The 26237-nt window shown below is 68.4% G+C and carries 23 protein-coding genes; 12 read left to right on the plus strand and 11 right to left on the minus strand.

Features of this window, described 5'->3' with window-relative positions; all coding sequences use genetic code 11:
* The first annotated feature begins 118 nt into the window (after positions 1–118).
* On the plus strand, positions 119–349 hold the full coding sequence (locus MXC99_RS12880) for a hypothetical protein (RefSeq protein ID WP_247725836.1): 231 nt from the start codon (positions 119–121) through the stop codon (positions 347–349).
* Position 350: 1 nt separating this feature from the next.
* A complete protein-coding gene (locus MXC99_RS12885) occupies positions 351–968 on the plus strand; it encodes a DUF2238 domain-containing protein (RefSeq protein WP_247725837.1) in 618 nt (205 codons plus the stop codon).
* Between the two features lie 224 nt (positions 969–1192).
* Here the strand turns inward: MXC99_RS12885 and MXC99_RS12890 are convergent, their stop codons facing one another.
* Positions 1193–1585 (minus strand): response regulator, encoded by a 393-nt coding sequence (locus tag MXC99_RS12890; RefSeq protein WP_247725838.1) that lies wholly within the window; start codon positions 1583–1585, stop codon positions 1193–1195.
* Between the two features lie 592 nt (positions 1586–2177).
* Between MXC99_RS12890 and MXC99_RS12895 the strand changes: the two genes are divergently transcribed.
* The 3 genes from MXC99_RS12895 (at position 2178) to MXC99_RS12905 (ending at position 3642) form a co-directional block, all read left to right on the plus strand.
* The gene (locus MXC99_RS12895) at positions 2178–2453 is read left to right on the plus strand and encodes a type II toxin-antitoxin system Phd/YefM family antitoxin (RefSeq protein WP_075148613.1); all 276 of its coding nucleotides are present in this window, start codon (positions 2178–2180) and stop codon (positions 2451–2453) included.
* Positions 2440–2865, plus strand: a complete 426-nt coding sequence (locus MXC99_RS12900) for a putative toxin-antitoxin system toxin component, PIN family (protein WP_247725839.1) — start codon at positions 2440–2442, stop codon at positions 2863–2865. The genes MXC99_RS12895 and MXC99_RS12900 overlap by 14 nt, the downstream gene beginning before the upstream one ends.
* 180 nt (positions 2866–3045) lie before the next feature.
* Positions 3046–3642: a Yip1 family protein gene (locus MXC99_RS12905; protein WP_247725840.1), complete on the plus strand. Its 597-nt coding sequence runs from the start codon at positions 3046–3048 to the stop codon at positions 3640–3642.
* 26 nt (positions 3643–3668) lie between these two features.
* Here the strand turns inward: MXC99_RS12905 and MXC99_RS12910 are convergent, their stop codons facing one another.
* Positions 3669–6098, minus strand: a complete 2430-nt coding sequence (locus tag MXC99_RS12910; protein ID WP_247725841.1) for a Lon protease family protein — start codon at positions 6096–6098, stop codon at positions 3669–3671.
* Between the two features lie 207 nt (positions 6099–6305).
* Between MXC99_RS12910 and moaA the strand changes: the two genes are divergently transcribed.
* On the plus strand, positions 6306–7385 hold the full coding sequence (moaA, locus tag MXC99_RS12915; protein WP_247725842.1) for a GTP 3',8-cyclase MoaA: 1080 nt from the start codon (positions 6306–6308) through the stop codon (positions 7383–7385).
* Between the two features lie 309 nt (positions 7386–7694).
* The gene (gene ribA, locus MXC99_RS12920; protein ID WP_247725843.1) at positions 7695–8852 is read left to right on the plus strand and encodes a GTP cyclohydrolase II RibA; all 1158 of its coding nucleotides are present in this window, start codon (positions 7695–7697) and stop codon (positions 8850–8852) included.
* 48 nt (positions 8853–8900) lie between these two features.
* Here the strand turns inward: ribA and MXC99_RS12925 are convergent, their stop codons facing one another.
* From MXC99_RS12925 to cobS, 7 genes are all read right to left on the minus strand, one after another.
* A complete protein-coding gene (locus MXC99_RS12925) occupies positions 8901–9182 on the minus strand; it encodes a hypothetical protein (protein ID WP_247725844.1) in 282 nt (93 codons plus the stop codon).
* A 75-nt stretch (positions 9183–9257) separates the two neighbouring features.
* Positions 9258–10451 carry a DNA recombination protein RmuC gene (locus MXC99_RS12930; protein WP_247725845.1) on the minus strand — a complete coding sequence of 398 codons (1194 nt, stop codon included), beginning with the start codon at positions 10449–10451 and terminating at the stop codon, positions 9258–9260.
* An 89-nt stretch (positions 10452–10540) separates the two neighbouring features.
* Positions 10541–13039, minus strand: a complete 2499-nt coding sequence (locus MXC99_RS12935) for an ABC transporter permease (protein ID WP_247725846.1) — start codon at positions 13037–13039, stop codon at positions 10541–10543.
* Positions 13036–14223 (minus strand): amidohydrolase, encoded by a 1188-nt coding sequence (locus MXC99_RS12940; RefSeq protein WP_247725847.1) that lies wholly within the window; start codon positions 14221–14223, stop codon positions 13036–13038. The genes MXC99_RS12935 and MXC99_RS12940 overlap by 4 nt, the downstream gene beginning before the upstream one ends.
* A 268-nt stretch (positions 14224–14491) precedes the next feature.
* Positions 14492–14845, minus strand: a complete 354-nt coding sequence (locus MXC99_RS12945) for a zinc ribbon domain-containing protein YjdM (protein ID WP_247725848.1) — start codon at positions 14843–14845, stop codon at positions 14492–14494.
* Positions 14846–14886: 41 nt separating this feature from the next.
* Entirely contained in the window at positions 14887–16740 is a 1854-nt protein-coding gene (locus MXC99_RS12950; RefSeq protein WP_247725849.1) for a cobaltochelatase CobT-related protein, read from the minus strand.
* 5 nt (positions 16741–16745) lie between these two features.
* The gene (cobS, locus tag MXC99_RS12955) at positions 16746–17744 is read right to left on the minus strand and encodes a cobaltochelatase subunit CobS (RefSeq protein WP_247725850.1); all 999 of its coding nucleotides are present in this window, start codon (positions 17742–17744) and stop codon (positions 16746–16748) included.
* 253 nt (positions 17745–17997) lie between these two features.
* Between cobS and MXC99_RS12960 the strand changes: the two genes are divergently transcribed.
* Genes MXC99_RS12960 through hcrB form a run of 4 tightly spaced genes read left to right on the plus strand, consistent with a single transcriptional unit; the run spans position 17998 to position 22271 of the window.
* Positions 17998–18498: a MarR family winged helix-turn-helix transcriptional regulator gene (locus MXC99_RS12960; protein ID WP_247725851.1), complete on the plus strand. Its 501-nt coding sequence runs from the start codon at positions 17998–18000 to the stop codon at positions 18496–18498.
* A 10-nt stretch (positions 18499–18508) separates the two neighbouring features.
* Complete coding sequence (gene hcrC / locus MXC99_RS12965; RefSeq protein ID WP_247725852.1) at positions 18509–18994, plus strand: 4-hydroxybenzoyl-CoA reductase subunit gamma; 486 nt, start codon at positions 18509–18511, stop codon at positions 18992–18994.
* The gene (hcrA, locus tag MXC99_RS12970; protein ID WP_247725853.1) at positions 18991–21300 is read left to right on the plus strand and encodes a 4-hydroxybenzoyl-CoA reductase subunit alpha; all 2310 of its coding nucleotides are present in this window, start codon (positions 18991–18993) and stop codon (positions 21298–21300) included. Before hcrC ends, hcrA begins: the two co-directional genes overlap by 4 nt.
* Complete coding sequence (gene hcrB / locus MXC99_RS12975) at positions 21297–22271, plus strand: 4-hydroxybenzoyl-CoA reductase subunit beta (RefSeq protein ID WP_247725854.1); 975 nt, start codon at positions 21297–21299, stop codon at positions 22269–22271. The genes hcrA and hcrB overlap by 4 nt, the downstream gene beginning before the upstream one ends.
* Positions 22272–22294: 23 nt before the next feature.
* Here the strand turns inward: hcrB and MXC99_RS12980 are convergent, their stop codons facing one another.
* Positions 22295–23521, minus strand: a complete 1227-nt coding sequence (locus tag MXC99_RS12980) for an MFS transporter (protein WP_247725855.1) — start codon at positions 23519–23521, stop codon at positions 22295–22297.
* Positions 23522–23622: 101 nt separating this feature from the next.
* Here MXC99_RS12980 and MXC99_RS12985 point away from each other — a divergent pair, with 101 nt between their 5' ends.
* Positions 23623–24417: an AraC family transcriptional regulator gene (locus tag MXC99_RS12985; RefSeq protein ID WP_247725856.1), complete on the plus strand. Its 795-nt coding sequence runs from the start codon at positions 23623–23625 to the stop codon at positions 24415–24417.
* Between the two features lie 70 nt (positions 24418–24487).
* Here MXC99_RS12985 and MXC99_RS12990 read toward each other — a convergent pair whose 3' ends face one another.
* Positions 24488–26194: a SulP family inorganic anion transporter gene (locus MXC99_RS12990; protein WP_247725857.1), complete on the minus strand. Its 1707-nt coding sequence runs from the start codon at positions 26192–26194 to the stop codon at positions 24488–24490.
* Between the last annotated feature and the right edge of the window lie 43 nt (positions 26195–26237).

Raw genomic sequence — 26237 nt, forward strand, 5'->3', positions numbered from 1 at the left:
CCTTGCGTAAAGTGCGCGCTGCGGCAGAAAGCCCTGCGGCAGAAAGCCCGCGCCGGATCGGACGTAGCCCGTTAGAATCGGAGCCCAGCACAGCACCCGATGACGTGGGAGGCGTTCCATGGAGTTCAGCCGGATCCAGGGGCACTTGCTGCCGATCGGCTGCGGTGGCGGAAGCTCGAGCCAGGAGATGGCCTCCCGCATCACGCTGATCGATCTGGGGCGTGGCACAGTGGTGGGGTCGGGCACTGCCCGCACCGAGGTCGATGGCGATGGCGACGCCGGCGCGCAGATGGCGGCAGCAACCGAGGTCACCGTCGATGCGACGAAGGCCGCCAGCGTGGTGCGCTGACATGAGCCTGCGTATCGTGTTGCTGATCCTCGTCCTCGCCGCCCTCCTCGCCTCGGGCGTGGCGCCTCACGACCGCGGCGTATGGTGGGCCGAGGTGATGCCGGTGCTGATCGCGCTGCCGATCCTCGTCCTCAGCGCCCGCCGCTTTCCGCTCACGCCGCTCACCTGCGGCCTCATCGCCTTCTTCGCGCTGGTCCTGATCCTCGGCGGCACCTACACCTATGCACGCGTGCCGATCGGCTTCGTGGTACAGGACTGGTTCGATCTCGCGCGCAACCCCTACGACCGCTTCGGCCATTTCTTCCAGGGCGTGACACCCGCCATCCTCGGCCGCGAGCTGCTGCTGCGCACCTCGCCGCTGCGCCCGGGCAAGTGGCTGTTCGTCCTGCTTGCGCTGAGCTGCCTCGGCATCAGCGCGCTGTACGAGCTGGTCGAGTGGGCCTCGGCAGTGTTCTGGGGCGGCGGCGCGGTAGAGTTCCTCGGCACCCAGGGCGACCCCTGGGATGCCCAGGCCGACATGCTGATGGCGCTGATGGGGGCGATGCTGGCGCAGTGGTTGCTCGCCGGGACACACGACCGCCAGCTTGCACGACTGGCACGGGCGAAGCTCGGCCAGTAGGCCTGTGGTCCGCGCGCGGACCCGCCCAGCGCGGGCCCGCAGCGCCCCCCGAACCAGCCCGGTGGCGCAGTCTGCCGCATCGTCGTACCGGCGGCTTCTTCGTCTCTGCGGTTTCCACGTCTCCTTCCTGATCTCGCGCGTGCCCGGGGTGATCGCCGACTGCGGCCTGGCGGTCGAACGGCCGCTGGCACAGGCCACCCCGCCGACCGTCCCGATGACCGGCTTCAGTCCGGCCGGCGCGGGCCGAGCGCCTCGGTCAGCGCGGCATAGAGGGCCGAAGGCTCGACCGGCTTGGGCAACACCAGACGCACACCCGCGGCGCGCAACACCTCCTCGCCGACGCCATCGGCATAGCCGGAGAACAGCATCACCGGCGTCGCCGGCGACAGGCGCCGGATCGCATCGGCGAGCGCCAGCCCGGTCAGGTGGGGCATGGTCAGGTCGGTGAGCACGACATCGAATGCGGCGGGATCGGCGGCAAACATGGCCCGCCCTTCCCGGCCGTCGGTCGCCGCCTCGACACTCAGTCCCCCGCCTTCGAGCAGTTCGCGGAGGAAGGCCCGCACCATCTCCTCGTCGTCGGCGAGCAGCACGCGACCCGCGAGGCGCGCGGGCATGCGGGCTGCGCCCCCCTTCACGGCCATCGGGCCACCGCACCCCCTCCGGCTGCTGCCAGATCATATAAACGGCGTGGGATAACTGAGGTTTTTAGGATCAAACGAGAGTGCCATCCTTCAGGATGACATTTTTCGTTCACGGGGTCTCAGAGCGGGCATCAGGGGCCGTTTTTGGTCGCCCTGCACCACCTATCCCCTCCTGATGTTCGGCCCTGGCCGAACTACGCCGTTCTAGTGGCTTCTGCGGGCTTCACGCCCCGCGTCCATCCCCTGTCACCCTCCGGATCTTGGGGCTCGCTCCGCGACCGGACTACACAGCCACTACCACCGCAGGCGAGCTGCCTCACGCACCTGATCACCGATCCGATCATGCCAACCACCGCCCTGTGAGCCGGGCGTTTAGCCGCCAGCCCGGACGCACCAAGAAGGCGGCGATGGCCGGACCGGTCATCATCGCCGGGCGCGGGCGCCCGACCCACGTGCGGCTCTTCTTCGAGGCCTGCCGCGCACTGCTCCCTCCGCATCCTTTCGCCCAGATCCCCATGTTTTGCTTATAATTTCCATGTTAGCTATTTCAGCCAGGAGACTAATCATGCGCACCGTGACCTCCGTCGAGGCCCAGAATCGCTTCGGCGAGTTGATCGACAGCGCCCAGCGCGAACCGGTCACCATCACCCGTCGCGGTCGCCCGGTGGCTTTTGTCCTGTCGCCCGCAGACATGAAGGAGTTGCTGGCTGTCCGTGAGCAGCGCGAACGCGTTGTCAGCGATTTCGAGGCCTTCTTCCGCTCCGCGGATGCGCGCCTGAAACCCGAGGCGCTCGACCTGTCCGACAGTGATGTGCAGCGGATGGTGAATGAACTTCGTTAAGCGTGTTGTCTTCGACACCAGCACGCTCGTCAGCGCAGCCCTTCGCCCCACATCGATCCCGCGCCAGGCTTTTCTGAAGGCTATCGCGCAAGCCGAATTGTGCGTTTCCGATTCGACGCTTGCCGAACTCGGTGAGGTCATGTCGCGAGAGAAGTTCGACCGCTACCTCGATCGCGATCTACGCCAGCAGTTCGTCGACCTCTACCGCCGGCACGCACGGCTGTTCCACGTTTCCGAGGCCGACGAGACGATGCTTCAGGAGCCTTGCTGCGACCCGCGCGACAACAAGTTCCTGGCCTTGGCCCTTGCCTGCTCGGCCGATGTCGTGGTCAGCAGCGATGAGGACTTGCCGACGCTCAACCCCTATCGCCGAATTCCGGTTGTCCTGCCACGGGACTTTCTGGAACGCTGAGCCGGGATGTAGAAGAGGGTGCTGCGTCTGCCCGTCTGCAAGTCGGCGACCTTCAAACGCAACTCGGTCGTCGAGTCCTGCCCTGCCGGCACGAACGCTCCGGAACATGGTCTACTGCACGGGTTCGCTCACGCAGCACAGGGGAGGCCTCGAGGGGAATCGATGGCCGAGGAGACGATCATGCATGTCCATGATTTGCCGAAGATGCTGTACTCGTATTCCGAAGGATGGTCGGACCTGGTCCGCATCCATCCGTCGGTGATGCGGGTCTTTCTGATGTACGTGGTGCCGATGTCGCTGATTCCGCCGGCGATGCTGCTGTACTCGATGTTCGTGACCCCCGGCGCAGTGTTTCCCGCCGCCGTCCCGGAAATCACCGCGTTCGAGGCGGGCGCCGTGTTCGTCGCCTTTTTTGGCGCGCAGCTGCTGATGGTGCCGCTGATGGCCAGCGTGATCCAGCAGATGGGCGACGTCATCGGCACGCGCCCGGACTTCCACGACGCGTTCATGCTCGCCGCGGTGGCGCCGACGCCCTTGTGGCTCTGCGCGCTGGTGCTCTTCATCCCCTCGATGTGGGTGGCCGGCATTGCGCTGGCTGCAGCCTGGGTGGCTTCGGCAGCGCTCATCTACCACGGCATCGAGCCGCTGTTCAAGCTCGACGACCATGCCAAGTCGCGCCTGCTGGGCAGCTTCGTGCTCGCCACCGGGGTCGCCGCGTGGCTCGCGCTGATGGCGGTGCTCGCCCTGCTGCTGAGCATGATCGTCGGCCTGCGGTGAAGACTGCGCAACGGGAGCGCGCCTTGTCAGACGCCGTGCCGCCGGCGATGCTGGCGCGCGCCCGCCGCGCCCTCGGTCTCGGAATACGCGTGCCGTGCGGCCGTCATTTCGGCGAGGACGGTGGCGATCTTGTGATTGAGCGTACCTTTCGGAATCACGCCCTTCGCATCGGGCTCGCCGGCCTCGATCCCGGTGAGCACGGTCATCGCCTCATCCACGGTTTTGACCGCATGAATATGGAAACGCCCTTCGGCGGCCGCCTGCACCACATCCTCGCGCAGCATCAGGTGGCGCACGCTCGCAGCCGGGATCACCACGCCGTGCGAACCGTCCAGCCCGCGCGCAGCGCACAGGTCGAAGAAGCCTTCGATTTTTTCGTTGACGCCGCCGATCACCTGGACTTCGCCGAACTGGTTCACCGAACCGGTGATCGCAAAGCGCTGCTGGATCGGGATCTGGGTCAGCGCCGACAACAGTGCGCACAGCTCGGCCAGCGACGCAGAGTCACCCTCGACCGGCGCGTAGGACTGCTCGAACACCAGGCTCGCCGACAACGACAGCGGCTGGTGCCGGGCATAGCGCGCGGCGAGAAAGGCCGACAGGATCAGCACCCCTTTCGAATGGATCGCACCGCCCAGCTCGGTCTCGCGCTCGATGTCGACGACGTCGCCTTCGCCCATGCGCACGGTCGCGGTAATCCGCACCGGATGGCCGAAGCGCTCGGCGGCCAGCTCCACCACCACCAGGCCGTTGATCTGGCCGGCGCGCTCGCCGTCGGTGGAAATCAGCGTCGTCCCGTCGAGAATCGATTCCCGCACCCGGGTCGGGTAGCGGTTGCAGCGCCGCGCGCGCGCGGCGAGCGCCGCCTCGACTTCCGCGCGGCCGGTGGCGGTCAGGCCCTTCAGGCGGGCATGGTAGTCGGCCTCGCGCATCAGGTCGGACAGCGCGCGGGTGTTGAGCGACAGCCGGCCGGCGTCCTCGGCCAGGCGCGACGCCTCCTCCACCAGGCGGGCGACGCCGCTGCGCTCGATCGGCAGCAGCTTCGCCCCGCGCGCCAGCAGGGCCATCAGGCGGGCATATTCGCACTCGTTTTCCGGCGTGCGCGGCAGATCGTCATCGAAATCGGCCGCAACCTTGAACAGGTCGGCGAACTCCGGGTCGTGCTCCATCAGCAGGTAATAGACGTCGCGGTCGCCGATCAGCACCACTTTCAGCGCGCTCGGCAGCGCCTGCGGCTCGAGCGTCAGCGCCCCGCTCCAGCCCTGGGCTTCGGCCGGCGGCTCGATGCGGATCTCGCCCGCGCGCAGGCAGCGCTTGAGCCCTTCCCAGGCGAAAGGCTGGGCCAGCAGGCGCTCGGCATCGAGCACCAGGTAGCCGCCGTTGGCGCGGTGCAGCGCCCCGGCGCGGATCAGGTTGAAGTGGCTGACCTGGTTGCCCTGCTGCACGATGTGCTCGATGCGCCCGATCAGGTTGCCGTAGCCGGGATTGTTCTCGAACACCACCGGCGCGCCCTGCGAGGCCGAATGGTCGACCAGCAGCTTGACCTGGTAGCGATGGTAGCGGGTGCTTTCCTCGGGCTCGGCGACCTCGTCTTCTTCCTCGTCGAGCATCGTGCCCTTGATCGCGCTGTCGAGCACGTCGAGCGCCACCGCATCGAGAAACGCCAGCACCTCGGGCAGGTCGACATGGGCCTCGCGCACGCCGCGCAGCAGGTGCGACACCGCCGGCCCCAGCACTTCGTGTTCGGCGCGCTCGATCGACTCGCGCACCGCCTTGCGCCAGCCGGGAAATTCGTTGAGGAGGTCTTCCAGCCTCTCGCTCCAGGCGCTGACCCGGCCTTCGATCTCGTGGCGCTCGGCCTCCGGCAGGGCCTCGAACGCTTCCGGCGACAGCACCTCGCCATCGCGCGTGGGCGCGAACACGAAACCTTCCGGCGTCTGCAGCAGGGAGATGCCTTCGGCCCCGCAGGCCTGGCCGAGCTCACGCAGCGCGCCTTCCTCACGCGCCTTGTGCGCGCTCTGCAGCGCCTCGACACGCTCGGTGTGGGCATCGCTGTCGAGTGCGGCGCCCAGCGCCGGACCGAGTTCGCGGATGAAGGTCTGCATGTGCGCGCGCAGTGCTGCGCCGCGGCCGGCGGGCAACGTCAGCAGGCAAGGCTTGAGGGCCTCGTCGAAATTGTGCAGGTAGCACAGGTCGGGCGGCACCGGCTCGGTCGCGGCGCGCTCGCGCAGCAAGCGGAAGGTGGTCGCATGCTTGCCGCTGCCGGTCTCACCGAGGACGAACACGTGATAGCCGCTGTGGCCCATCGCCAGGCCGAAGCGGATCGCCTCGACGGCGCGCTCCTGCCCCAGGTCGCCGGCATGGTCGGCAAGGGATTCGGTGGTATCGAAGCTGAAGCAGGCGGGGTTGCAGCGGGTACGCAGTGTCGTCGCCGGCAGCGGCACGAGTTCGGCCATGTTCGTTTTTCTCCAGGTGCCGGATCGGTCCGGAGCGCAATGATACACTGCCCGCTTCCCCCTCTTCCGGCCCGGCCCTGCCGCAGCGCCCTGCTCCCGGGGCGCCTTCGCCCGCCGCTTGCGCCGATTCCCTGCCGGCATCATGGCCCGCCTTGCACCATCCTGCCCCTGTACCGATAATCAGGGCATCCGCTTCCAATGGCTATCATGAAAGTCATCCCCATCCACGAGGCTGCCGCCCCCCTCCCTCCGCCCGATGCCGGCCCGAGCCCCAGCGCCGGAGAACTGCTGTCCGACCGCCGCGGGCGTCATGTGCGCGACCTGCGCATCTCGGTCACCGACCGCTGCAACTTCCGCTGCATCTACTGCATGCCGCGCGAAGTGTTCGGCGACGACCACGCCTTCCTGCCCCGGCGCGAACTGCTGAGCTTCGAGGAAATCCTGCGCGTAGCGCGCCTGTTCGTCGCCCACGGCGTCAGGAAGATCCGCATCACCGGCGGCGAGCCGCTGCTGCGCAAGGACATCGAGCGCCTGATCGGCATGCTGGCGAAGCTCGACGGCGTCGAGATCACCCTCACCACCAACGGCGTGCTGCTGCCCAGGCTCGCCCAGCGCCTCAAGGACGCCGGCCTGCACCGGGTCACGGTGAGCCTGGATGCGCTCGACGACGCCTTGTTCCGGCGCATGAACGACGCCGACTACCCGGTGGAAAAAGTGCTCGAAGGCATCGAGGCGGCGCGGGTCGCCGGGCTGGGGCCGATCAAGATCAACATGGTGGTCAAGCGCGGCACCAACGACAGCGACATCGAGGCGATGGCCGGGCACTTCCGCCACAGCGGCCATATCCTGCGCTTCATCGAGTTCATGGACGTGGGCGCCTCCAACGGCTGGAAGATGGACGAAGTCCTGCCCTCGCGCGAAGTCATCGCCCGCATCGACCGCTTGTTCCCGCTCGAAGCGATCGATCCCAACTACGCAGGCGAAGTCGCCGAACGCTGGCGCTACAAGGACGGCGGCGGCGAGGTCGGCGTGATCTCCTCGGTGACCCAGGCGTTCTGCTCGAGCTGCACCCGCATCCGCCTGTCCACCGAAGGCAAGCTGTACACCTGCCTGTTCGCCCACGCCGGCCACGACCTGCGCGCCCTGCTGCGCCAGGGGGTCGACGACGCCACGCTCGACGCCGCGATCGCCGGCGTGTGGCAGCGGCGCGAAGACCGCTATTCGGAGCTGCGCACCGCGGAAACCGCCGCCCTGCGCAAGATCGAAATGTCCTACATCGGAGGCTGAGCCGGCGCCGGCCCGGGCAGGCACCGCGGCACGGGCGCACAGGCGGCTTCGATCCGCGGCCGCCGCTCTCACTGCCCCGCCGCCGCCCTCGCTGGCGCCTTTCCCCGCTGCGGGCACGGTTCGCCCACCGCGCTGCCGGCCGCTTGCAGAATGCGCGCTCCGCCCCAATCTGTTAAAAGCGATTCAACCCACAATCGCCCACAATCGATATCGAGCCCCACTCGATCCCACCCGATCCGGCCCGCCCTGACCCGCCCTGACCCGCCCCGCTCGAACGACGGGCCCGAACATCCGAACGGAGAACAAGCAATGCGCCAAGCCGAGCGTGCAATTTTCGACCTGCGACGCGGCCTTCCCATCCTGTTGCGCGACACCGACCGCAGCGTCCTCGTCCAGGCGGTCGAAGGGCTGAGCGACGACGCGCTCGCCGCGCTCCAGGCACTTGCCGGGTCGACCGCACAGCTGGTGCTCAGCCGCCACCGCATGGCCGCTCTGGGGCGGACGGTGGACGGCGACGCCCAGGCGCTCGCTTTCGAATCCCTGCCCACGTGCGAGGCACTGCGCGAGCTGGCGTGGACACGCGGCGCCCGCCTGCCTGCGGCATGCACGGCGAGACCGGCGGAACGCTGCGAGGACGCCGCAGTCCGCCTGCTCGCCCGCGCCCAGCTGGTGCCGGCAGCGATCGCCTGCCCGGTCTTGCCGGCACGGGCGGCGGCGGCCGCCGCTGAAGTCGCCGACGGCACGCTGCTCGCGGTCGATGTCAGCGAAGCCTTGCGCCTGTGCCAGAGCGGCTCCGGCCAGCTCAGGCGGGTGAGCGAAGCGCGTGTGCCGCTGTCCGAGGCTGACGACAGCCGCTTCATTCTCTTTCGCGAAGCCGACGGCATGCACGAGCATGTCGCCATCGTCATCGGCGAGCGCGCACGCTGGCCGGATGCGGTACCGGTGCGCCTGCATTCGTCCTGTCTGACCGGAGATCTCTTCGGCAGCCTGCGCTGCGACTGCGGCGAACAGCTGCGCCGCGGGGTGGCCGCGATCCGCGCCCAGGGCGGCGGCGTCCTGCTGTATCTGACCCAGGAGGGGCGCGGCATCGGCCTCGCCAACAAGCTGCGCGCCTACGGCCTGCAGGACGAAGGGCTGGACACCATCGACGCCGACCAGGTGATCGGCTTTTCCAAGGACGAGCGCACGTACCGCGTCGCCCACGAGATGCTCGAAGCACTCGGCATCCCCAAGGTACTGCTGCTGACCAACAACCCGGGCAAGGTCGAGGCGCTCCAGCGCGCCGGCATCAACGTCGTCGCCCGCCAGGCGATCTACGGCGCAGTGACGGCGCAGAACCAGCGCTACCTGCACACCAAGGCCAACCGCCACGGCCACTGGCTGCACGACCTGCTCAACGAGCAGGGCGAACCGGCCTCCGACGAACCCGAACGTCTCCCCGCCCCCGGCCCGGCACCAAGCCCCTGAACCGTAGCCCGGCAACGGCTGCCAGGGGGAAGCCGGGCCGTGGCGGAGCTACTCGGCAGCCGGGCGGACGAAGCGATAGAGCAGCGTCCGGCACTTGCCGCAGGACACGATCCGGCGCTCGTCCTCGCCGTGGGTCAGTCCCTGGTCCTCGAGTTCGGTCGCGCCGCAGGCGATGCAGCGCGCGTCGGACTGCGCATGAGCCTGGAGATAGGCGCCGCGTTCGGGCAGGTTCCGCTTTTTCTCCTCGATGCGGTGGAACTTGCGCAGGATCAGCCACATGGTGAAGAACACCAGCATGATGAAGAGGATCGGGAAGGGAATCGAAGACATAGGTTGAAAGCCTGGCTCGAGAGTCTGAATGGCTGGCACGATACAGGGAGGGAGGCGGCGGCTCCCTGTTCGCGATCAAGTTCGCGTCCGTTCCTCGACGTCGGGCGCGTCGAGTTCATCGAGCTGCGCCGACTCGATCTTCTGGAAGTGGGCACTGATCTTGCGGCTGGAAGTGTGCACATCCTGCACGTCGCGGCTGGCCTGCTCGATATGGCGGGCAAGCGCGGCCATGCGTTCGTCGAAACGCTGGAAATCCTTCGCCAGTCTGGCGAGCGCATCCTGGATGACGTGGATCTGCTTGCGCGTCTCGACATCCTTGAGCACTGCGCGCGCGGTATTGAGCACTGCCATCAGCGTCGTCGGCGACACGATCCACACCCGCTTGTGCTGGGCGTAGGCGACGACCTCCGGGTGGTAAGCGTGGATTTCGGCGAACACCGCCTCGGCCGGCAGGAACAGCACCGCCCCGTCGGAAGTCGTGCCGGGGAGGATGTACTTGCCCGCAATCGCATCGACGTGGCGCTTGACGTCGGCACGGAACGCCTGCTGCGCGCTCCGGCGGTCGAGCTCGGCGGCATCGGCGTCGAACATGCGGTGGTAGTTTTCCAGCGGGAACTTCGCGTCCACCGCCACCTTGCCGGTCGGCGCCGGCAGCGTCAGCAGGCAATCGACGCGGGTGCCGTTGGGCAGCATCTGCTGGAAGGCATAGGCATCGGGCGGCAAGGCGTTGTGCACCAGAGCCTCGAGCTGGACTTCACCGAAGGCGCCGCGCGCCCGTTTGTCGCCGAGCAGCTCCTGCAGGCTGACGACGTTGGTGGTCAGTCCATCGATCTTCTTCTGCGCCTCGTCGATCGTCGCCAGCCGCGCCATCACGCTGGCGAAGGTCTCGTTGGTTTTGCGAAAACCTTCGTCGAGGCGCTGGTTCACCTGCCCGGACAAGGTATCCAGACGTCCGTCGACGCTCTGGGTCAGCGCCTGCATGCCGCGCGACAACTGCAGCGACGCCGCGCTCAGGCCGCGCTGCAGCAGATCACGGTCGGCGCGCGCGTGTTCGCCGATGCGGTCGCTCTGGCGCGCCAGGCCTTCGTGCAGATCGCGCAGGATTTCACGATGCTGGGCCGCCAGGCGGTCGTCGAGCTGCTCGGACAGCACCTCCGCCAGGCGCTGCTGCAGGTCGCGCTCGTGGGCGAAGCTGCGCAGCAGCAGCCAGGCCGACAGTAGCACCGCCGCGCCGAGCAGGGCGGCAAAAATCATTTCAGTCTGAGTCATCGAAGCAGCTTCTGGAGTTGCGCGGGCGACGGCTGGGCGGCATAGGGTTGGACGGCATAGGGTCGGACGGTACCTTCGGCGCAGGGGCTTCAGCCGAGCGCGCGCAGGCTCGCCAGCGGCGGACGCGACAGGAGCGTGCGCGTGCCCAGCCAGCCCCCGCCGACCACGCCGGCGGCGCCGCACAGCGCAGCGACCAAGACCGGTCCCGGAGCGGGGAGATAAGGCATCTTGAAGACCTGCTCGGCGAGCACCCAGCCGATCGCGCTCGCACCGAGGCCGGCCAGCCCCCCGGCGACGCCGCCGAGGACGAGGAACTCCGCAAGCAGCGCCTGGCGCACCTGGCGGTTGCGTGCGCCCAGGGTGCGCAGCATCGCAAGCTCGTATTCACGCTCGTCGTGGGTAGCCTGCAAGGCCGAGTACAGCACGACCAGACCGGCGAGCACGGCGAACCCGAACACGAACTGGACGACCACGATCAGCTTGTCGGTGATCGACTGCACCTGGGCCAGCACCGCGGCGACATCGATGACAGTGAGGTTGGGAAAGCGCTCGATCAAGCGGGTGGTGAAGCCGTGGGCCGAAGGCGGCAGGTGGAAGCTGGTGATCAGGCTCGCCGGTTGCTCCTCGAGCAGGCCCGGCGCGGCGATGAAGAAGAAGTTCACCCGCATCGAATCCCAGTCGAGCCGGCGCACGCTGGTGAGCGGGGCCTCGATCCGCGTTCCGCCGATGTCGAAGGCCACCCGATCGCCCACTTCCAGGCCGAACGTCTGCGCCAGCCCTTTTTCCACCGAGAACTGCGGCACACGCTCAGCGCCGTGCCAGCGCCCCGCCTCCACCGCATTGCCGGCGGGCAGTTCGGCAGCGTAGGACAGGTTGAACTCGCGCTCGGCCAGGCGGCGGGTGCGCGGATTGTCGAAGGCGTCCGGGTCGACCGGGCGGCCGTTGATCGCCACCATGCGGCCGCGGATCATCGGCTGGATTTCCGGCACCGGCAGCCCTTCAGCGGCAAACAGCTCGCCGACTCCAGCCCGCTGAGCGGGCTGGATATTGATGACGAAGCGGTTGGGGGCGTCGGCCGGGGCCATCCGCCGCCAGTTGTCGAGGAGGTCGGCACGGACCAGGGTCAGCAGCAACAGGGCGGTCATGCCCAGGCCGAGCGCCACCACCTGGATCACGCTGGCGCTCATGCGACGGCCGAGCGCGGCCACACCGTAGCGCCAGCCCCCGCCGCGCAGGCTGCCCTCGCCCTTGAGCCGGCCGGCCAACCACAACACGCCCCACGCCGCCAGCGCGAACACGCCGAGCGCCGCCACGAAGCCCGCCGCGACCATCGCCCCGAGGCGCACATCGACCGCGATCCAGAACACCAGGCCGAGCAGCGCGCCCAGCCCCAGCGCCCAGGCCGTGCCGGAAACCGGCTCGGCAAACGCAAACTCGCGGCGCAATACGCGCAGCGTGCTGACCCGGCCCAGGCGCAGCAGCTGCGGCAACACGAACCCGGCGAGCAAGGCCATGCCCACCACCAGCCCATGGGCCAGCGGCAGCCACGAGGGCGCGGGCAGTTCGGTCGCCAGAAGCTCGCGCAGTCCCCCCGCCAAGCCCCATTGCACCGCCCAGCCCAGCGCGGAACCGGCCGCCGCCGCGGCCACGCCGAACAGCACGAATTCGCCGATCACGATCCCCAGCACCTGAGCCTGGCGTGCACCGAGCACCCGCATCACCGCACAGCCGTCGAGGTGGCGGGCCATGAAACGGCGCGCCGACAGCCCCACCGCGACCGCGGCCAGGATCACCGCGAGCAGCGCCGCCAGGCGCAGGAAGCGCTGTGCCTGATCAAGCGCGGCGCGCACTTCGGGACGGGCGTCATCGACCCCCTCCACCGCCTGCCCCCGCTCCAGACGGGCGCGCGCCCAGCGCTCGTAGGCCGCCACCGTTTCCGCCGCTCCGGCCACATGCAAGCGCCAGGTCGCTCGGCTGCCTTCGGTAATCAGGCCGGTGGCCGCGAGGTCCTCGAGGTTGAAAACCGCTCTCGGCAGCAGGCTGAAGAAGTTGGCCCCGCGGTCGGATTCGAAACCGATCATCGCCCCGACGCGGAACTGGAGTTCGCCGAGCCCGACGGACTGCCCGGTCTCGACCCCGAGTTCGGCGAACAGGCGCTCGTCGAGCCACACCTCGCCGCGCTCGGGCACGCGCCCGGCGGCGGCGTCGGCCTGATTCGGCCCGGGCGCGATGCGGATCGTACCGCGCAGCGGGTAGCCCGCCTCCACCACTTTCACGCCCGTCAGCGCAACCGTTTCCGCGGTTCCCGCCATGCTCGTGAACAACACCGTGGTCGCGGTCTGCAGGCCGCGTGCGCGCGCCTCTTCGCCAAAGTGCGCCGGCCACGGACGATCGGCACGCAGCAGCAAATCGCCACCGAGCAGCTGGTTGGCCTCGCGGTCGAGCGCACGGCCGACGCGGTCGGCGAGAAAGCCGACGCTGGTCAGGCTCGCCACCGCAATCACGATCGCCAGCCCGAGCAGGTGCAGCTCGCCGCTGCGCAGGTCGCGCAGCATCATCCGCCAGGCCAGACGCAGGTTCCGCATCATCGCCCCCGGCCCTGCTCCACCGGGGCGAGCAGCGTGCGCACCAGTTCGCACCAGTAGGCCGCGCCCACGCTCAGGATCTCGTCGTTGAAGTCGTAGTTCGGATTGTGCAGCGTGCACCCGCCCGTCCCGGGGCCGTTGCCGATCCACACATAGGCCCCCGGCTTATGCTCGAGGTAGTAGGCGAAATCCTCCGCCCCCATGCTCGGGCGGCCATCGACCGCTACCCGCCCGGCGCCCGCGACCGCGCGCGCGGCCTCGGCGCAGCACGCTGCTTCGGGCGCGGTGTTGTGCGTCGGCGGATAGCCGCGGCGGTAGCCGAAATCGAACTGCACGCCGTGGCTCGCGGCGACCCCTTCGGCGACCTGGCGCAGCCCCTGCTCCAGCATGTCGCGCACTTCGGCGGAGAAGGTGCGCACCGTGCCGCACAGCTCGGCACGGTCGGGAATCGCGTTATAGGCCTCGCCGGCATGAAAGCGGGTTACCGACACCACCGCCGCGTCGATCGGGTCTACGCGGCGGCTGACCAGGGCCTGCACCGCCTGCACGAAGGCCGCCCCCGCCAGGAGCGGGTCCGTGCCCAGGTGCGGCATCGCCGCGTGCGCACCGACGCCGGTGAAACAGACGTCGAAACGATCGGCGCTGGCCATCACCGGACCGCTGTGGACGGCGAAGCTGCCGGCTTCCATGCCCGGCCAGTTGTGCATGCCGAACACCGCCTCCATCGGGAAGCGCTCGAACAGGCCGTCGGCGATCATCGCCGCCGCCCCGCCCTCGCCCTCCTCGGCAGGCTGGAAGATCAGATACACGGTGCCGTCGAAATCACGCCGTGCCGCCAACGCCTCGGCCGCACCGAGCAGCATCGTGGTGTGTCCGTCGTGGCCGCAGGCGTGCATGCAGCCGCGGACGGTGGACGCATGGGCGAAAGTGTTGCGCTCGGTGATCGGCAGCGCGTCCATGTCGGCGCGCAGGCCGATCGCGCGCAGGCCGCGTCCGCCGCGAACGACGCCGATGACGCCGGTACCGCCGATGCCGCAATGGGTCTCGATCCCCAGTTGCTGCAGATGGCGGGCGACGAGTTCGGCAGTGCGATGCTCCTTGAACGCCAGCTCGGGATGGGCATGGAGGTCGCGCCGGATGGCGGTAAGTTTGCCGTGCAGGGGCCGGACGGCTTCGAGGACGCTCATGGCTGCACCGTGTGGTCGGGTTCTGTGCGGGGGAGGGTCGAGTGTATTACAGGGGCGGACACGGACGGCAGCCGGCTCGTGCTTTACCCGCACCCGTTGCCCGCTGCCCGCTGCCCGCTGCCCGCTGCCCGCTGCCGGTGTGAAAGCCCCGCTCCGCCCGAAGTTCCCGCCCGGCGCGGCGGGGCCGGCGCTTTGCGGCGCCGCCTGCCCGCGCCGCCCATCCCTTTCCCGGTGGAGGCGCGCGCTCGGCCGGGAAGCGGCTTCGCCTTCAGCTCTTCTTCACGAACGCCGACTTCAGCTTCATCGCGCCGATGCCGTCGATCTTGCAGTCGATGTCGTGATCGCCGTCGACCAGGCGGATGTTCCTGACTTTGGTGCCCACCTTCACCACCAGCGACGAACCTTTGACTTTCAGATCCTTGATCACGGTGACGCTGTCGCCGTCCTCCAGCACGTTGCCGTTGGCATCGCGGAACGCGCGCCCGGCCTCGTGTCCGTCTTCCTCTCCGTCTTCGGCCGCGGTTTTCGGCCATTCGTGCGCGCATTCGGCGCAGACGTACATCGCGCCGTCCTCGTAGGAATATTCGGAACTGCACGCAGGGCATTTCGGCAAACTGCTCATCGGGTTTCCTTGTCGTTTCGTGAATCGGGCCGGTCACGGCGTCAGCGCACCGTCCGGCCACTCCCGGGCGCGGACGGCCGCGGGCGCCGCAGCTCTTCCTCGAACAGCGCCGACAGCTGTTCGAGCATGACGCCCGCCAGCGCGTCGACATCGTCGATGGTGACGGCGCGGCGATAATAACGGCTTACGTCGTGGCCGATGCCGATCGCGACCAGCTCGACCGGGGAGCGCTGCTCGATCCAGGCGATCACGTCGCGCAGGTGCTGCGCCAGATAGTGCCCCGGGTTGGCCGACAAGGTCGAATCGTCGGCCGGCTCCCCGTCGGAAATCACCACCAGGATGCGCCGGCGCTCGGGGCGGGCAATCAGGCGGCGATGCGCCCAGAGCAGGGCCTCGCCGTCGATGTTCTCTTTCGGCAGGCCTTCGCGCAGCATCAGGCCGAGGTTCTTGCGTGCCCGCCGCCAGGGGGTGTCGGCCGCCTTGTAGAGGATGTGGCGAAGATCGTTGAGCCGCCCCGGGTCGGCCGGTTCACCGTCGTGCTGCCATTGCGCGCGCGCCTGCCCCCCCTTCCAGGCGCGCGTCGTGAACCCGAGGATTTCGACCTTGATGCCGCAGCGCTCGAGGGTGCGCGCCAGAATATCGGCACTCATCGCCGCCACCGTGATCGGGCGGCCGCGCATCGAAGCGGAGTTGTCGATCAGCAGGCTGACCGCGGTGTCGCGGAAATCGGAATCCTTTTCGAGCTTGAAGGACAGGCCGTGATCCGGGCTGACGACGATGCGGTCGAGCCGGCCGGTGTCGAGCAAGCCTTCTTCGAGGTCGAACACCCAGTCCCGCATCTGCCTCGCCAACAGGCGGCGCTGCAGGCGGTTGGCGAGGCGGCCGACGAGGTGCTGGAAATGGACCAACTCGCGGTCGAGCCGGCTGCGCAGCCGGTGCAGCTCGCCGGCTTCGCACAGGTCTTCGGCATCCACGGTCTGGTCGAAGGCGGTGGTGTAGGGATGATAGGCCTGGCCCCCCGGCAACGACGGCACAGGCCGGCGCGAAGCGGACGCGCCGGCCTCTCCGGCCCCGCGCTCGGGTGAAAACAGCGCTTCGGCGGCCGCGCCCGGCCGGCCCGCGGCCCGGCCGGCGCTCACCCGGCGATGCGGGCTGTCGGCGTTCTGTGCAGCCTCCCCCGCCCCGTGGCGCTGCTCCGGGGCCTCTTCGGTGTGCGTCTCGTCCTGGCGGTGGCCGAGTTTGCGCTCCTCCTCCGGTTCGCCGCTGCCGCCTTCCAGTTCCAGCGCCGCAACCAGCGCATTCAAGCCCGCGGCGAAAGCCTCCTCATCGTGCAGGCGCCCGCCGAGCGCCTCGAGGTTGCGCCCGGCCCTCGCTTCGACAAAGGGGCGCCACAGTTCGACCATGGTCCGCGCGGCGGGCGGCGGCGGCGTGCCGCAGAAGCGTTCGCGGGCCAGAACGTACAGCGCTTCGGCTAGCGGCACCTGCGCCCGGCTCGTCGCCCGGTCGAATTTCCTCGCCCGGCAGTGCTGCTCGATCAGGGCGGAGAGGTTGGCCGAGACGCCGGCCATCCGGCGGCCTCCCAGGGCTTCGACGCGTGCCTGCTCGATGGCGTCATAGACGGCGCGCGCATCTTCGCCCGCCGGCATCGTCCGCTCATGGAGGCACGCATCGTGATAGCGCAGACGCAATGCCTGCGCATCGGCCTGCCCGCGCAGGCGCGCGATGTCCTCCACAGTCACGCAGTGCTGTGCAAGATCGGTCAGGCGGGCGCGGGTGCCCGCCGAGTCGGCGGCGGCCGGCCCGGCCATGGCGCGAAAGGCGCTGACAACTGCCCTTCCAAGGACGCCCGGCGGCGCTTCGGGCGCGCGTTCCGGGCGGGTGCGCTGGTACGCCATGGACGCTAGGCCGCTGCCGAGGGCGTCCGCGGATCGATCAGTTCCTCACCGAAACAGCGCTGGTAGTACTCGGCCACCGCGGCGCGCTCGACATCGTCGCACTTGTTCAGGAACGTGACCCGGAAAGCAAAGCGGATATCCTTGAAGATCAGCGTGTTTTCGGCCCAGGTCAGCACCGTGCGCGGCGACATGACGGTGGAGAGGTCGCCGTTGATGAAGCCGCTGCGGGTGAGATCGGCCAGCATCACCATGGCGCCGACCCGCTCCCGCCCTTCCCGGGTGTCGTAGGCGGGCATCTTGGCGAGGACGATCCCCACTTCGGCGTCATGCTCGAGATAGTTCAGGGTGGCGACGATGTTCCAGCGATCCATCTGCGCCTGGTTGATCTGCTGGGTGCCATGGTAGAGGCCGGTGGTATCGCCCAGGCCGATGGTGTTGGCGGTGGCGAACAGGCGGAACGCGGGATGCGGATGGATCACCCGCGACTGGTCGAGCAAGGTGAGCCGACCCTCGACTTCGAGCACGCGCTGGATCACGAACATCACGTCGGGGCGGCCGGCGTCGTATTCGTCGAACACCAGGGCGCAGGGATGCTGCAGCGCCCACGGCAGGATGCCTTCGCGGAATTCGGTCACCTGCTTGCCGTCGCGCAGGACGATCGCGTCCTTGCCGATCAGGTCGATGCGGCTGACGTGGCTGTCGAGATTGATGCGCACGCACGGCCAGTTCAGGCGCGCCGCCACCTGCTCGATATGGGTCGATTTTCCGGTGCCGTGATAGCCCTGGATCATGACCCGCCGGTTGTAGGCGAAGCCGGCGAGGATGGCCAGCGCAGTGTCGTGGTCGAAGCGGTAGGTGTCATCGAGTTGCGGCACATGCTCGCTGCCCTGGCTGAAGGCCGGCACCACCATGTCGGTGTCCAGCCCGAAAACCCGGCGCACCGACAATTCGCAGTCAGGCAGGGTCGGAAGGTAGTCAGAAGCCTGGCGCTCGGTCTCGGTCATGGGTCTGTTCCGGTTGGCGGGGGCGGCCAGCGGCAGGATTCCTCCGGTGGCGAATTCAGGCGGCCTCTCGTCCAGGCTGGGCGTTCGGCCGCATCCGGATGGGACGGACAGCGATGGTAACCCGTCCTGCGGATTTTCCGATCATCCCGCCGGTTTGAAAAGAGGGCAATAAAATTGTTGCCTACACAAACAATTCGGTTGCCAATTTTGTTGCCCTGGTTAACAATCTGCGCAGAGTCATCGAGAGGATTTCATGCGCAAACACCGGGGCAAACCAGCCAACAGCGACCTGGCGGAGGTTTTCCATGGCCCAATGACCGGTGAGCTGGGTTTTCATCTGCGTCGCGGGCAGATCGCCGCGTTCAGGCAGTTCGCCCGGACCATCACCACCACCGAGGGCATCACGCCAGGCCTTTACGGGATGCTGCAGGTGATCGCCAACAACCCCGGGCTGAGCCAGAGTGCTCTCGCGGTGGCAATGGACGTGGATCGCTCCTCGATCGTCAAGGTCGTGAACCAGCTCGAGGAGAAAGGACTGATCGTCCGGGACGCCTCCCCGACCGACCGTCGACGCTACTGCCTGCACATGACCACACCCGGTGTTCAGGCGCTGGCACGCATCGAGCAGGCCGTGCTGCGACAGGATCAGGATTTTTCGGCCCGACTCAGCGATGCCGAACGCGGCACGCTGATCGACCTGCTGAAACGGCTTTACCAACAAGATAGTGAAACCCCGGCCAATGTGCGGGAATAGGAGGTCAACCTTGAAAAACATCCTTCGTCTGACCCTCAACGGGCGCGCCCGTGAGGACCTTGTTCCCGACAACATGCTGCTGCTGGACTACCTGCGCGAAACCGTCGGCCTGACCGGTACCAAGCAGGGCTGCGACGGCGGCGAGTGCGGCGCCTGCACCGTCCTCGTGGATGACCGGCCGCGCCTGGCCTGTTCCACCCTGGCCCACCAGGTCGCCGGCAAGAAGGTGGAAACGGTCGAATCCCTGGCCACCCAGGGCACGCTGTCCAAGCTCCAGGCCGCCTTCCACGAAAAGCTCGGCACCCAGTGCGGGTTCTGTACCCCGGGCATGATCATGGCATCGGAGGCACTACTGCGGAAGAACCCCTCCCCGTCGCGCGACGAGATCAAGACCGCGCTCGCCGGCAACCTCTGCCGCTGCACCGGCTATGTGAAGATCATCGAGTCGGTCGAGACCGCGGCCGCAGCCCGGTTGTGCGAGGAGGGCGCACGATGAGCCCGAAATTCCCCAAGCACGGCACCGTCGGCGTCCGCACGCCCCTGGTGGACGGTGTCGAAAAAGTCACCGGCAAGGCCAAGTACACGGCCGACATCGCCGCCCCCGACGCCCTGGTGGGGCGCATCCTGCGCTCGCCTCATGCCCACGCCCGCATCCTCGCCATCGACACGTCGGCCGCCGAAGCCCTGGAAGGCGTCATCGCCGTGTGCACCGGCGCCGAAACCCCGGTGCCGTTCGGCGTGCTGCCGATCGCCGAGAACGAGTACCCGCTCGCCCGCGACAAGGTGCGCTACCGCGGCGACCCAGTGGCGGCCGTCGCCGCCGTCGACGAAGTGACCGCCGAGAAGGCGCTCGCCCTGATCAAGGTCGACTACGAGGTCCTGCCCGCCTACATGACGCCCAAGGCGGCGATGAAGGCAGGCGCGATCGCCCTTCACGACGACAAGCCCAACAACATCCTGCGTGAAGTCCACGCCGAGTTCGGCGATGTCGCCGCCGCCTTCGCCGAAGCCGACCTGGTCCGCGAAAAGACCTACACCTTCGCCGAAGTCAACCACGTTCATATGGAGCTGAACGCCACCCTGGCCGAGTACGACCCGGTGCGCGACATGCTCACGCTCAACACCACCACCCAGGTGCCCTACTACGTGCATCTCAAGGTGGCGGCCTGCCTGCAGATGGACTCGGCCCGCATCCGCGTAATCAAGCCCTTCCTCGGCGGTGGCTTCGGCGCCCGCACCGAGGCCCTGCACTTCGAGATCATCGCCGGCCTGCTGGCACGCAAGGCCAAGGGCACGGTGCGCCTGCTGCAGACGCGCGAGGAAACCTTCATCGCCCACCGCGGTCGGCCGTGGACCGAAGTGAAGATGAAGATCGGCCTGAAAAAGGACGGCAAGATTGCCGCCCTCGCGCTGGAAGCCACCCAGGCCGGCGGCGCCTATGCCGGCTACGGCATCATCACCATCCTCTACACCGGCGCGCTGATGCACGGGCTCTACCACATCCCGGCGATCAAGCACGACGCCTGGCGCGTCTACACCAACACCCCGCCCTGCGGCGCGATGCGCGGCCATGGCACGGTCGATACCCGCGCCGCGTTCGAGGCGCTGCTCACCGAAATGGGCGAGGAACTGGGCATCGACTCGCTCAAGATCCGCCAGATCAACATGCTGCCGCAGATCCCCTACGTCACCATGTACGCCCAGCGGGTGATGAGCTACGGCGTGCCGGAGTGCCTGGAGAAGGTCAAGGCCGCCTCGGGCTGGGAAGAACGCAAGGGCAAGCTACCCAAGGGGCGCGGCCTCGGCATCGCGCTGTCGCACTTCGTGTCGGGCACCTCGACGCCGAAGCACTGGACCGGCGAGCCCCACGCCACCGTCAACCTGAAGCTCGACTTCGACGGCGGCATCACCTTGCTCACCGGCGCCGCCGACATCGGCCAGGGTTCCAACACCATGGCCTCGCAGGTCGCCGCCGAAGTGCTGGGCGTGCGCCTCGACCGCATCCGGGTGATCTCCGCCGACAGCGCGCTGACGCCCAAGGACAACGGCTCCTATTCGTCGCGCGTCACCTTCATGGTGGGCAACGCCTCGATTTCCGCCGCCGAAGAGCTCAAAGGCGTCCTGGTCAAGGCCGCGGCGAAGAAACTCGACGCCCGCGAGGAAGACATCGAAGTCATCGACGAGATGTTCATGGTCTCGGGCAGCCAGGACCCCGGCCTCACCTTCCAGGAAGTGGTCAAGGCCGCGATGGTCGACTCCGGCACCATCACGGTGAAGGGCACCTACACCTGCCCGACCGAATTCCAGGGCGACAAGAAGATCCGCGGCAGCGCGATCGGCGCCACCATGGGCTTTTGCTACGCCGCCCAGGTGGTGGAAGCGTCGGTCGACGAGATCACCGGCAAGGTCACCGCACACAAGGTGTGGGTGGCGGTCGACGTGGGCAAGGCCCTCAATCCGCTGGCGGTGGAAGGCCAGACGCAAGGCGGCGTGTGGATGGGCATGGGGCAGGCGCTGTCGGAAGAAACGGTCTATGACAACGGCCGCATGGTCCATGGCAACATCCTCGATTACCGGGTGCCGACCATCGTGGAGAGCCCCGACATCGAGGTGATCATCGTCGAGAGCATGGACCCCAACGGCCCGTTCGGCGCCAAGGAGGCCTCGGAAGGGATGCTGGCCGGATTCCTTCCCGCGATCCACGAAGCGGTGTACGAAGCGGTGGGCGTGCGCGCCACCGATTTCCCGCTCAGCCCCGACCGCATCACTGAACTGCTCGACGCCAAGGAAGCCGCAGCATGAACATCCTCACCGATTTCCGCACCCACCGTCCCGCCACGCTGGCCGACGCAGTCAACGCCCTGGCCGCCGACGGTACCGTTCCCCTGGGCGCCGGCACCGACCTGCTGCCCAACCTGCGCCGTGGCCTGGGCCAGCCCGCCGCGCTGGTCGATCTGACCGGCATCGACGGCCTCGGCGTCATCTCGACGCTGGCCGACGGCAGTCTGCGCCTCGGCGCCGGCGCCACCCTGGAGGCCATCGCCGAGCACGACGCCATCCGGACAACCTGGCCAGCCCTGGCCCAGGCGGCCGAATCGGTCGCCGGGCCGACCCACCGCGCGGCCGCCACCCTCGGCGGCAACCTGTGCCAGGACACGCGCTGCACCTTCTACAACCAGAGCGAATGGTGGCGCTCCGGCAACGGCTATTGCCTCAAGTACAAGGGCGACAAGTGTCACGTGATCGTCAAGAGCGATCGCTGCTACGCGACCTATCACGGCGACGTTGCCCCCGCGCTGATGGTGCTCGACGCCCACGCCGAGATCGTCGGCCCCGCCGGCAAACGTACCGTGCCGGTGGCACAGTTGTTCCGCGAAAGCGGCGCCGAGCACCTGACCCTGGAGAAGGGCGAACTGCTCGCCGCGATCGAGGTTCCGCCCACCGGTGGCTGGAAAGCCGCCTACTCCAAGGTGCGTATCCGCGATGCCGTCGACTTTCCGCTGGCCGGCGTCGCCGCCGCCCTGCATCGTGACGGGGACCGGATCGCCGGTCTGCGAGTGGCCATCACCGGTTCCAACTCCGCCCCCCTGATGGTGCCGGTCGACGCGCTGGTGGGCGGCAACTGGGACGACGCGGCAGCCGAGACCCTGGCCCAGCTGGTGCGCAAGACCTCCAACGTGCTCAGGACCACCATCACCGGAGTCAAATATCGCCGCCGGGTCCTGCTCGCCATCTCCCGCAAGGTGGTCGATCAGCTCTGGGAAGCCCGCTAAGGGCACGCACGGCAGGGGCGTCCTCAGCCGGCGGCCGGGGTGCCCGCCGCCGTGCTCGCACTGCGGATACGGCGGTTGCGTCCGGCCAGCATGCCGACTGCGGCCATCGCCAGCGACAGCGCCAGGCACACCGTCAGCGCCAGGGTCCAGTCCTGCGACCGGTCGCGCAGCCCGCCGATGAGGGGCGGGCCGAAGGCCGCCAGCAGGTAGCCGACGCACTGCGCCATTCCCGACAGGGCGGCCGCCTGGCGCGGGTTTTCGGTGCGCAGCCCCATGAACATCAGCGCCAGGATGATGCAGGCCCCGGTGCCGAAGCCGAAGCACGCCACCCACAGGCCGGCCAGCTGCGGCAGCCACTGGAGGCCGAGCAGCGCGCCGGCGACCAGTAGCGAGGTCGCCAGCGCGACCCTCCGCTGGTCGTGCAGACGCTGGATCAGCGGCCCCAGCACCAGCCCGGGGACCGCGGAGGCAAGCTGCATCAGGCCGTGCAGCGACCCGGCCTCGGCCGCCGAATAGCCGCGGCTGGCGAGGATCGCGGGCAACCAGCCGATCATCACGTAATAAATGAACGAGTTGAGCCCCATGAACAGCGTCACCTGCCAGGCCAGGGGATGACGCCAGATCGGGCTCGCGGCCGGCGCCCCGCCACCGGGCTGGGCGACCGCGGCCCGCTCGCCGAGCTGCGGCGACCACAGCAGCATCGCCACCACCGGCAGTACCAGCATCGCCAGCAGCGCACCCGACCAACCGAGCCCGAAGCCGCTCGCAAGCGGGAACACCGTTGCCGAAGCCACTGCGGCGGCGGCGCCCATCGCCAGCGCGTACGCGCCGGTGACGCTGGCGATCCGGGTGGGGAAGTCGCGCTTGAGCAGCGCCGGCAGCAACACGTTCCCCACCGCGATCCCGGCGCCGATCACCGCGGTGCCGACAAAAAGGCTCCACGCCGGCCCCGCCGAGCGCAGCACCACGCCGGCGGCGAGCAGCACCAGGGCCGCGAACAGCGCACGTGCCAGGCCGAAGCGGCGCGCCAGCCAGGGGGCCACCGGCGACACCAGGGCGAAGGCCAGCAACGGCAAGGTGGTAAGCAGGCCGGCGTGTGCGGTGCTCAGCGCAAAGGCGTCCTGAATCATGCCCAGCACCGGCGCCAGCCCGGTGATCGGCGCGCGCAGGTTGGCGGCGACCAGCAAGATGCCGATCAGCAGCACTACCGTGCGCGGAGCGGCGGAGGGGACGGGGCGGGCCTGGCTCATGGGGGCATCCGGAAAAACGTGCGATGCCGCCAAGCTTACGGATTTACCGGCCGGGAGTATCTGGATAGATTGCCAATTAATCTCCAAAAACAGCCACGCCAATGCTCCTCGATGCCTCCTTGCGCCACTTCGACCCCGACCGCATCACCAGCCCGGCGATCGCCCTGCGGGTCGAAACGACCAGGAACGACAACGAAACTCCGGTGCACCGGCACCGCAAGGGGCAACTCGTGCTCGCGCTGCGCGGCGCCATCAGCTGCGAGGTGCCCCATGCGCTGTGGATGGTGCCACCCAACTGTGCGGTATGGGTGCCCGGTGCGATGCCACACAGCAACCGGGTCACGCCCAACGCCCGCATCTGCCTGCTGTTCGTCGAGCCGGGCGCCACCGCGCTGCCGCACCGCTGCTGCACGCTGGCGATTTCGCCCCTCGTGCGCGAGCTGATCCAGCACCTTGCCGACCAGCCGCACGAGTACGCTGCCGACAGCGCCACCGGCCGTGTCGCCCGCGTGCTGCTCGACGAGTTGCCGAACATGCCGGTCGAACAGCTTCATCTGCCGATCTCGGACGAGCCGCGCATCCGCCACATTGCCGACGCCCTGACCCGCAACCCGGCCGACCGCGCCACCCTGCCCGAATGGGCGGCCCGCGTCGCCACCAGCGAGCGCACCCTCGCCCGCCTGATGCTGCGCGAAACCGGCCTCAGCTTCGGACGCTGGCGCCAGCAATTGCAGCTCCTGGTCGCCCTGCGCCGGCTGGCCGCTGGCGCCAGCGTGCAGCAAGTCTCCGCCGAACTCGGCTACGAATCGGTCACCGCCTTCATCACCATGTTCAAAAAAGCCCTCGGCCGGCCTCCGGGGAAATATCTGACATCGCTGACTCGGACAAGTGGATGAGCGGCACGCGGCCGATGGGGCGGGATCGATGACGTTCTTTGCCGGCTTCCGCACGAAGGGCGGCCCGCCTCTATCCGGAAGGTCGGGAAAGACGGGGCAGCAGGGCGTCGAGCGCGTGGTGCTCGGTGCGGTACTGCCCGTGTTCGCTCAAGCGCACCCATAGCCCGGTGCGCTCGAGCGCATCGACGGCCTGCTTCTTCAGCCCGCAGAAGGCCAGCACCTGGCCCTTCAGGCGCAGGCGCTCGTGGAGGGCGGAAATCGCGTGTTGACCGGTGGCATCGATGGCGTTGATGCCGGCCGCGGAAATCAGCAGGAACTCAACTTCGGGCTGGGCCTGGGCGGCACGTGCCGCCGCCTCTTCGAAAGACTTCGCGGTGACGAAGGTCAGCGGACTGTCGAAGCGCATGATGACCAGATTGGGATGGGGGTGTTCGAGACCGAAACGCTTCAAGTCCCGGTAAGTGCCGTCCGGGTGCATGCCGAGCAGGGCCACCCGCGGCTGCATATCACGGTAGAGCATCAGCGCCAGCGACAACATGAGTCCGGTGAGGATGCCGTTCTGGATGTTGGGGGCGAACACGAGGGTCGCGCAAAAAGTGGTCACCGCCGCCAGACCGTCTTCGCGCCCGGCCTTCCATGCGCCGGTCAGCGCGTGAAAGTCGATGAGGTTGGCCACCACCAGCAGGATCACCGCAGCGAGCACCGCGATCGGCAGATGCCACAGCAGCGGGGTGAGATACTGCAGGCTCAGCAGCACGCCGGCGGCGGTGAGCAGCGACGACAATCCGGTACGCGCGCCGCTGGCATGGTTGAGCGCCGAGCGTGAAAACGACGCACTGACCGGCATCGCACCGCTCGCGGCGGCAGCCAGCTTGGCCAGCCCCTGGCCGATGAGTTCCTGGTTCTGGTTCCACGACATGCCGGTCCGGGCAGTGATCACGGTCGCACTCGAGGCTGCCTCCATGAAGCTCACCAGTGCGATCACGAACGCAGCCGGGAACAGGGCCACCAGCATGTTCCAGTCGATCACCGGCAAGCCGAGGGAAGGCAGGCCGGACGGTACCGTACCGACCACAGCGCCGCCTTGCGCGGCGAACCCGGTGAGCGCCGAGACCGCGGTTGTCGACGCCACCACCAGGAGCACTCCCGGCAAGCGGGGCACGAACCGGCGCAGCGCAACCAGCGCGAACAAGGCCAGGCCGCCATACAGCACAGACGCCAGGTGGAAGGGATCGGTGCCGGCGAACAAGTGCCACAGCCCGACCAGAAAATGCTCGGCCCGGGGCAGCGACAGGCCGAGCAGCGCGGGCAGCTGGGACAAGCCGATCAATAGCGCCGAGGCATTGATGAAGCCGGCCATCACCGGACGCGACAACAGGTTCAGCAGCCAGCCGGCACGAAGCAGGCCCAGCACCAGCTGGATCAGCCCGGACAGCAGCGCGAGCACGACCGCGAGCGCGATGAATTCAGGCGTATCGGGCTGCGCCAGCGACAGCAGGCTCGCCCCCGAAAGCAGAGAGGTGAGCGCCACCGGCCCGGTCGACAGCGCCCCGCAGGAACCGAACAAGGCGCCCACCAGCGCCGGCAGCAACGCCGCATAGAGACCGAGATGGGGAGGCAGGCCGGCGAGTTGCGCATAGGCCAGCGCCTGCGGCACCAGCACCAGGGTGACGGTGACACCGGCGACGAGGTCGCCGCGCACCCCGTGCTGGCGCCACAGGCGCGGCCAGCCGAGGAACGGGAACGTACGTTCAGCCCAGTGCGGAGAGGCGTTCATCGGTGCAGAACAATGGGAAGCGCGACGAGCTTACCATGCATCG

Origin of the sequence: Thauera aromatica, from assembly GCF_023093595.1 — a bacterium.
GTDB classification, from domain to species: domain Bacteria; phylum Pseudomonadota; class Gammaproteobacteria; order Burkholderiales; family Rhodocyclaceae; genus Thauera; species Thauera aromatica_A.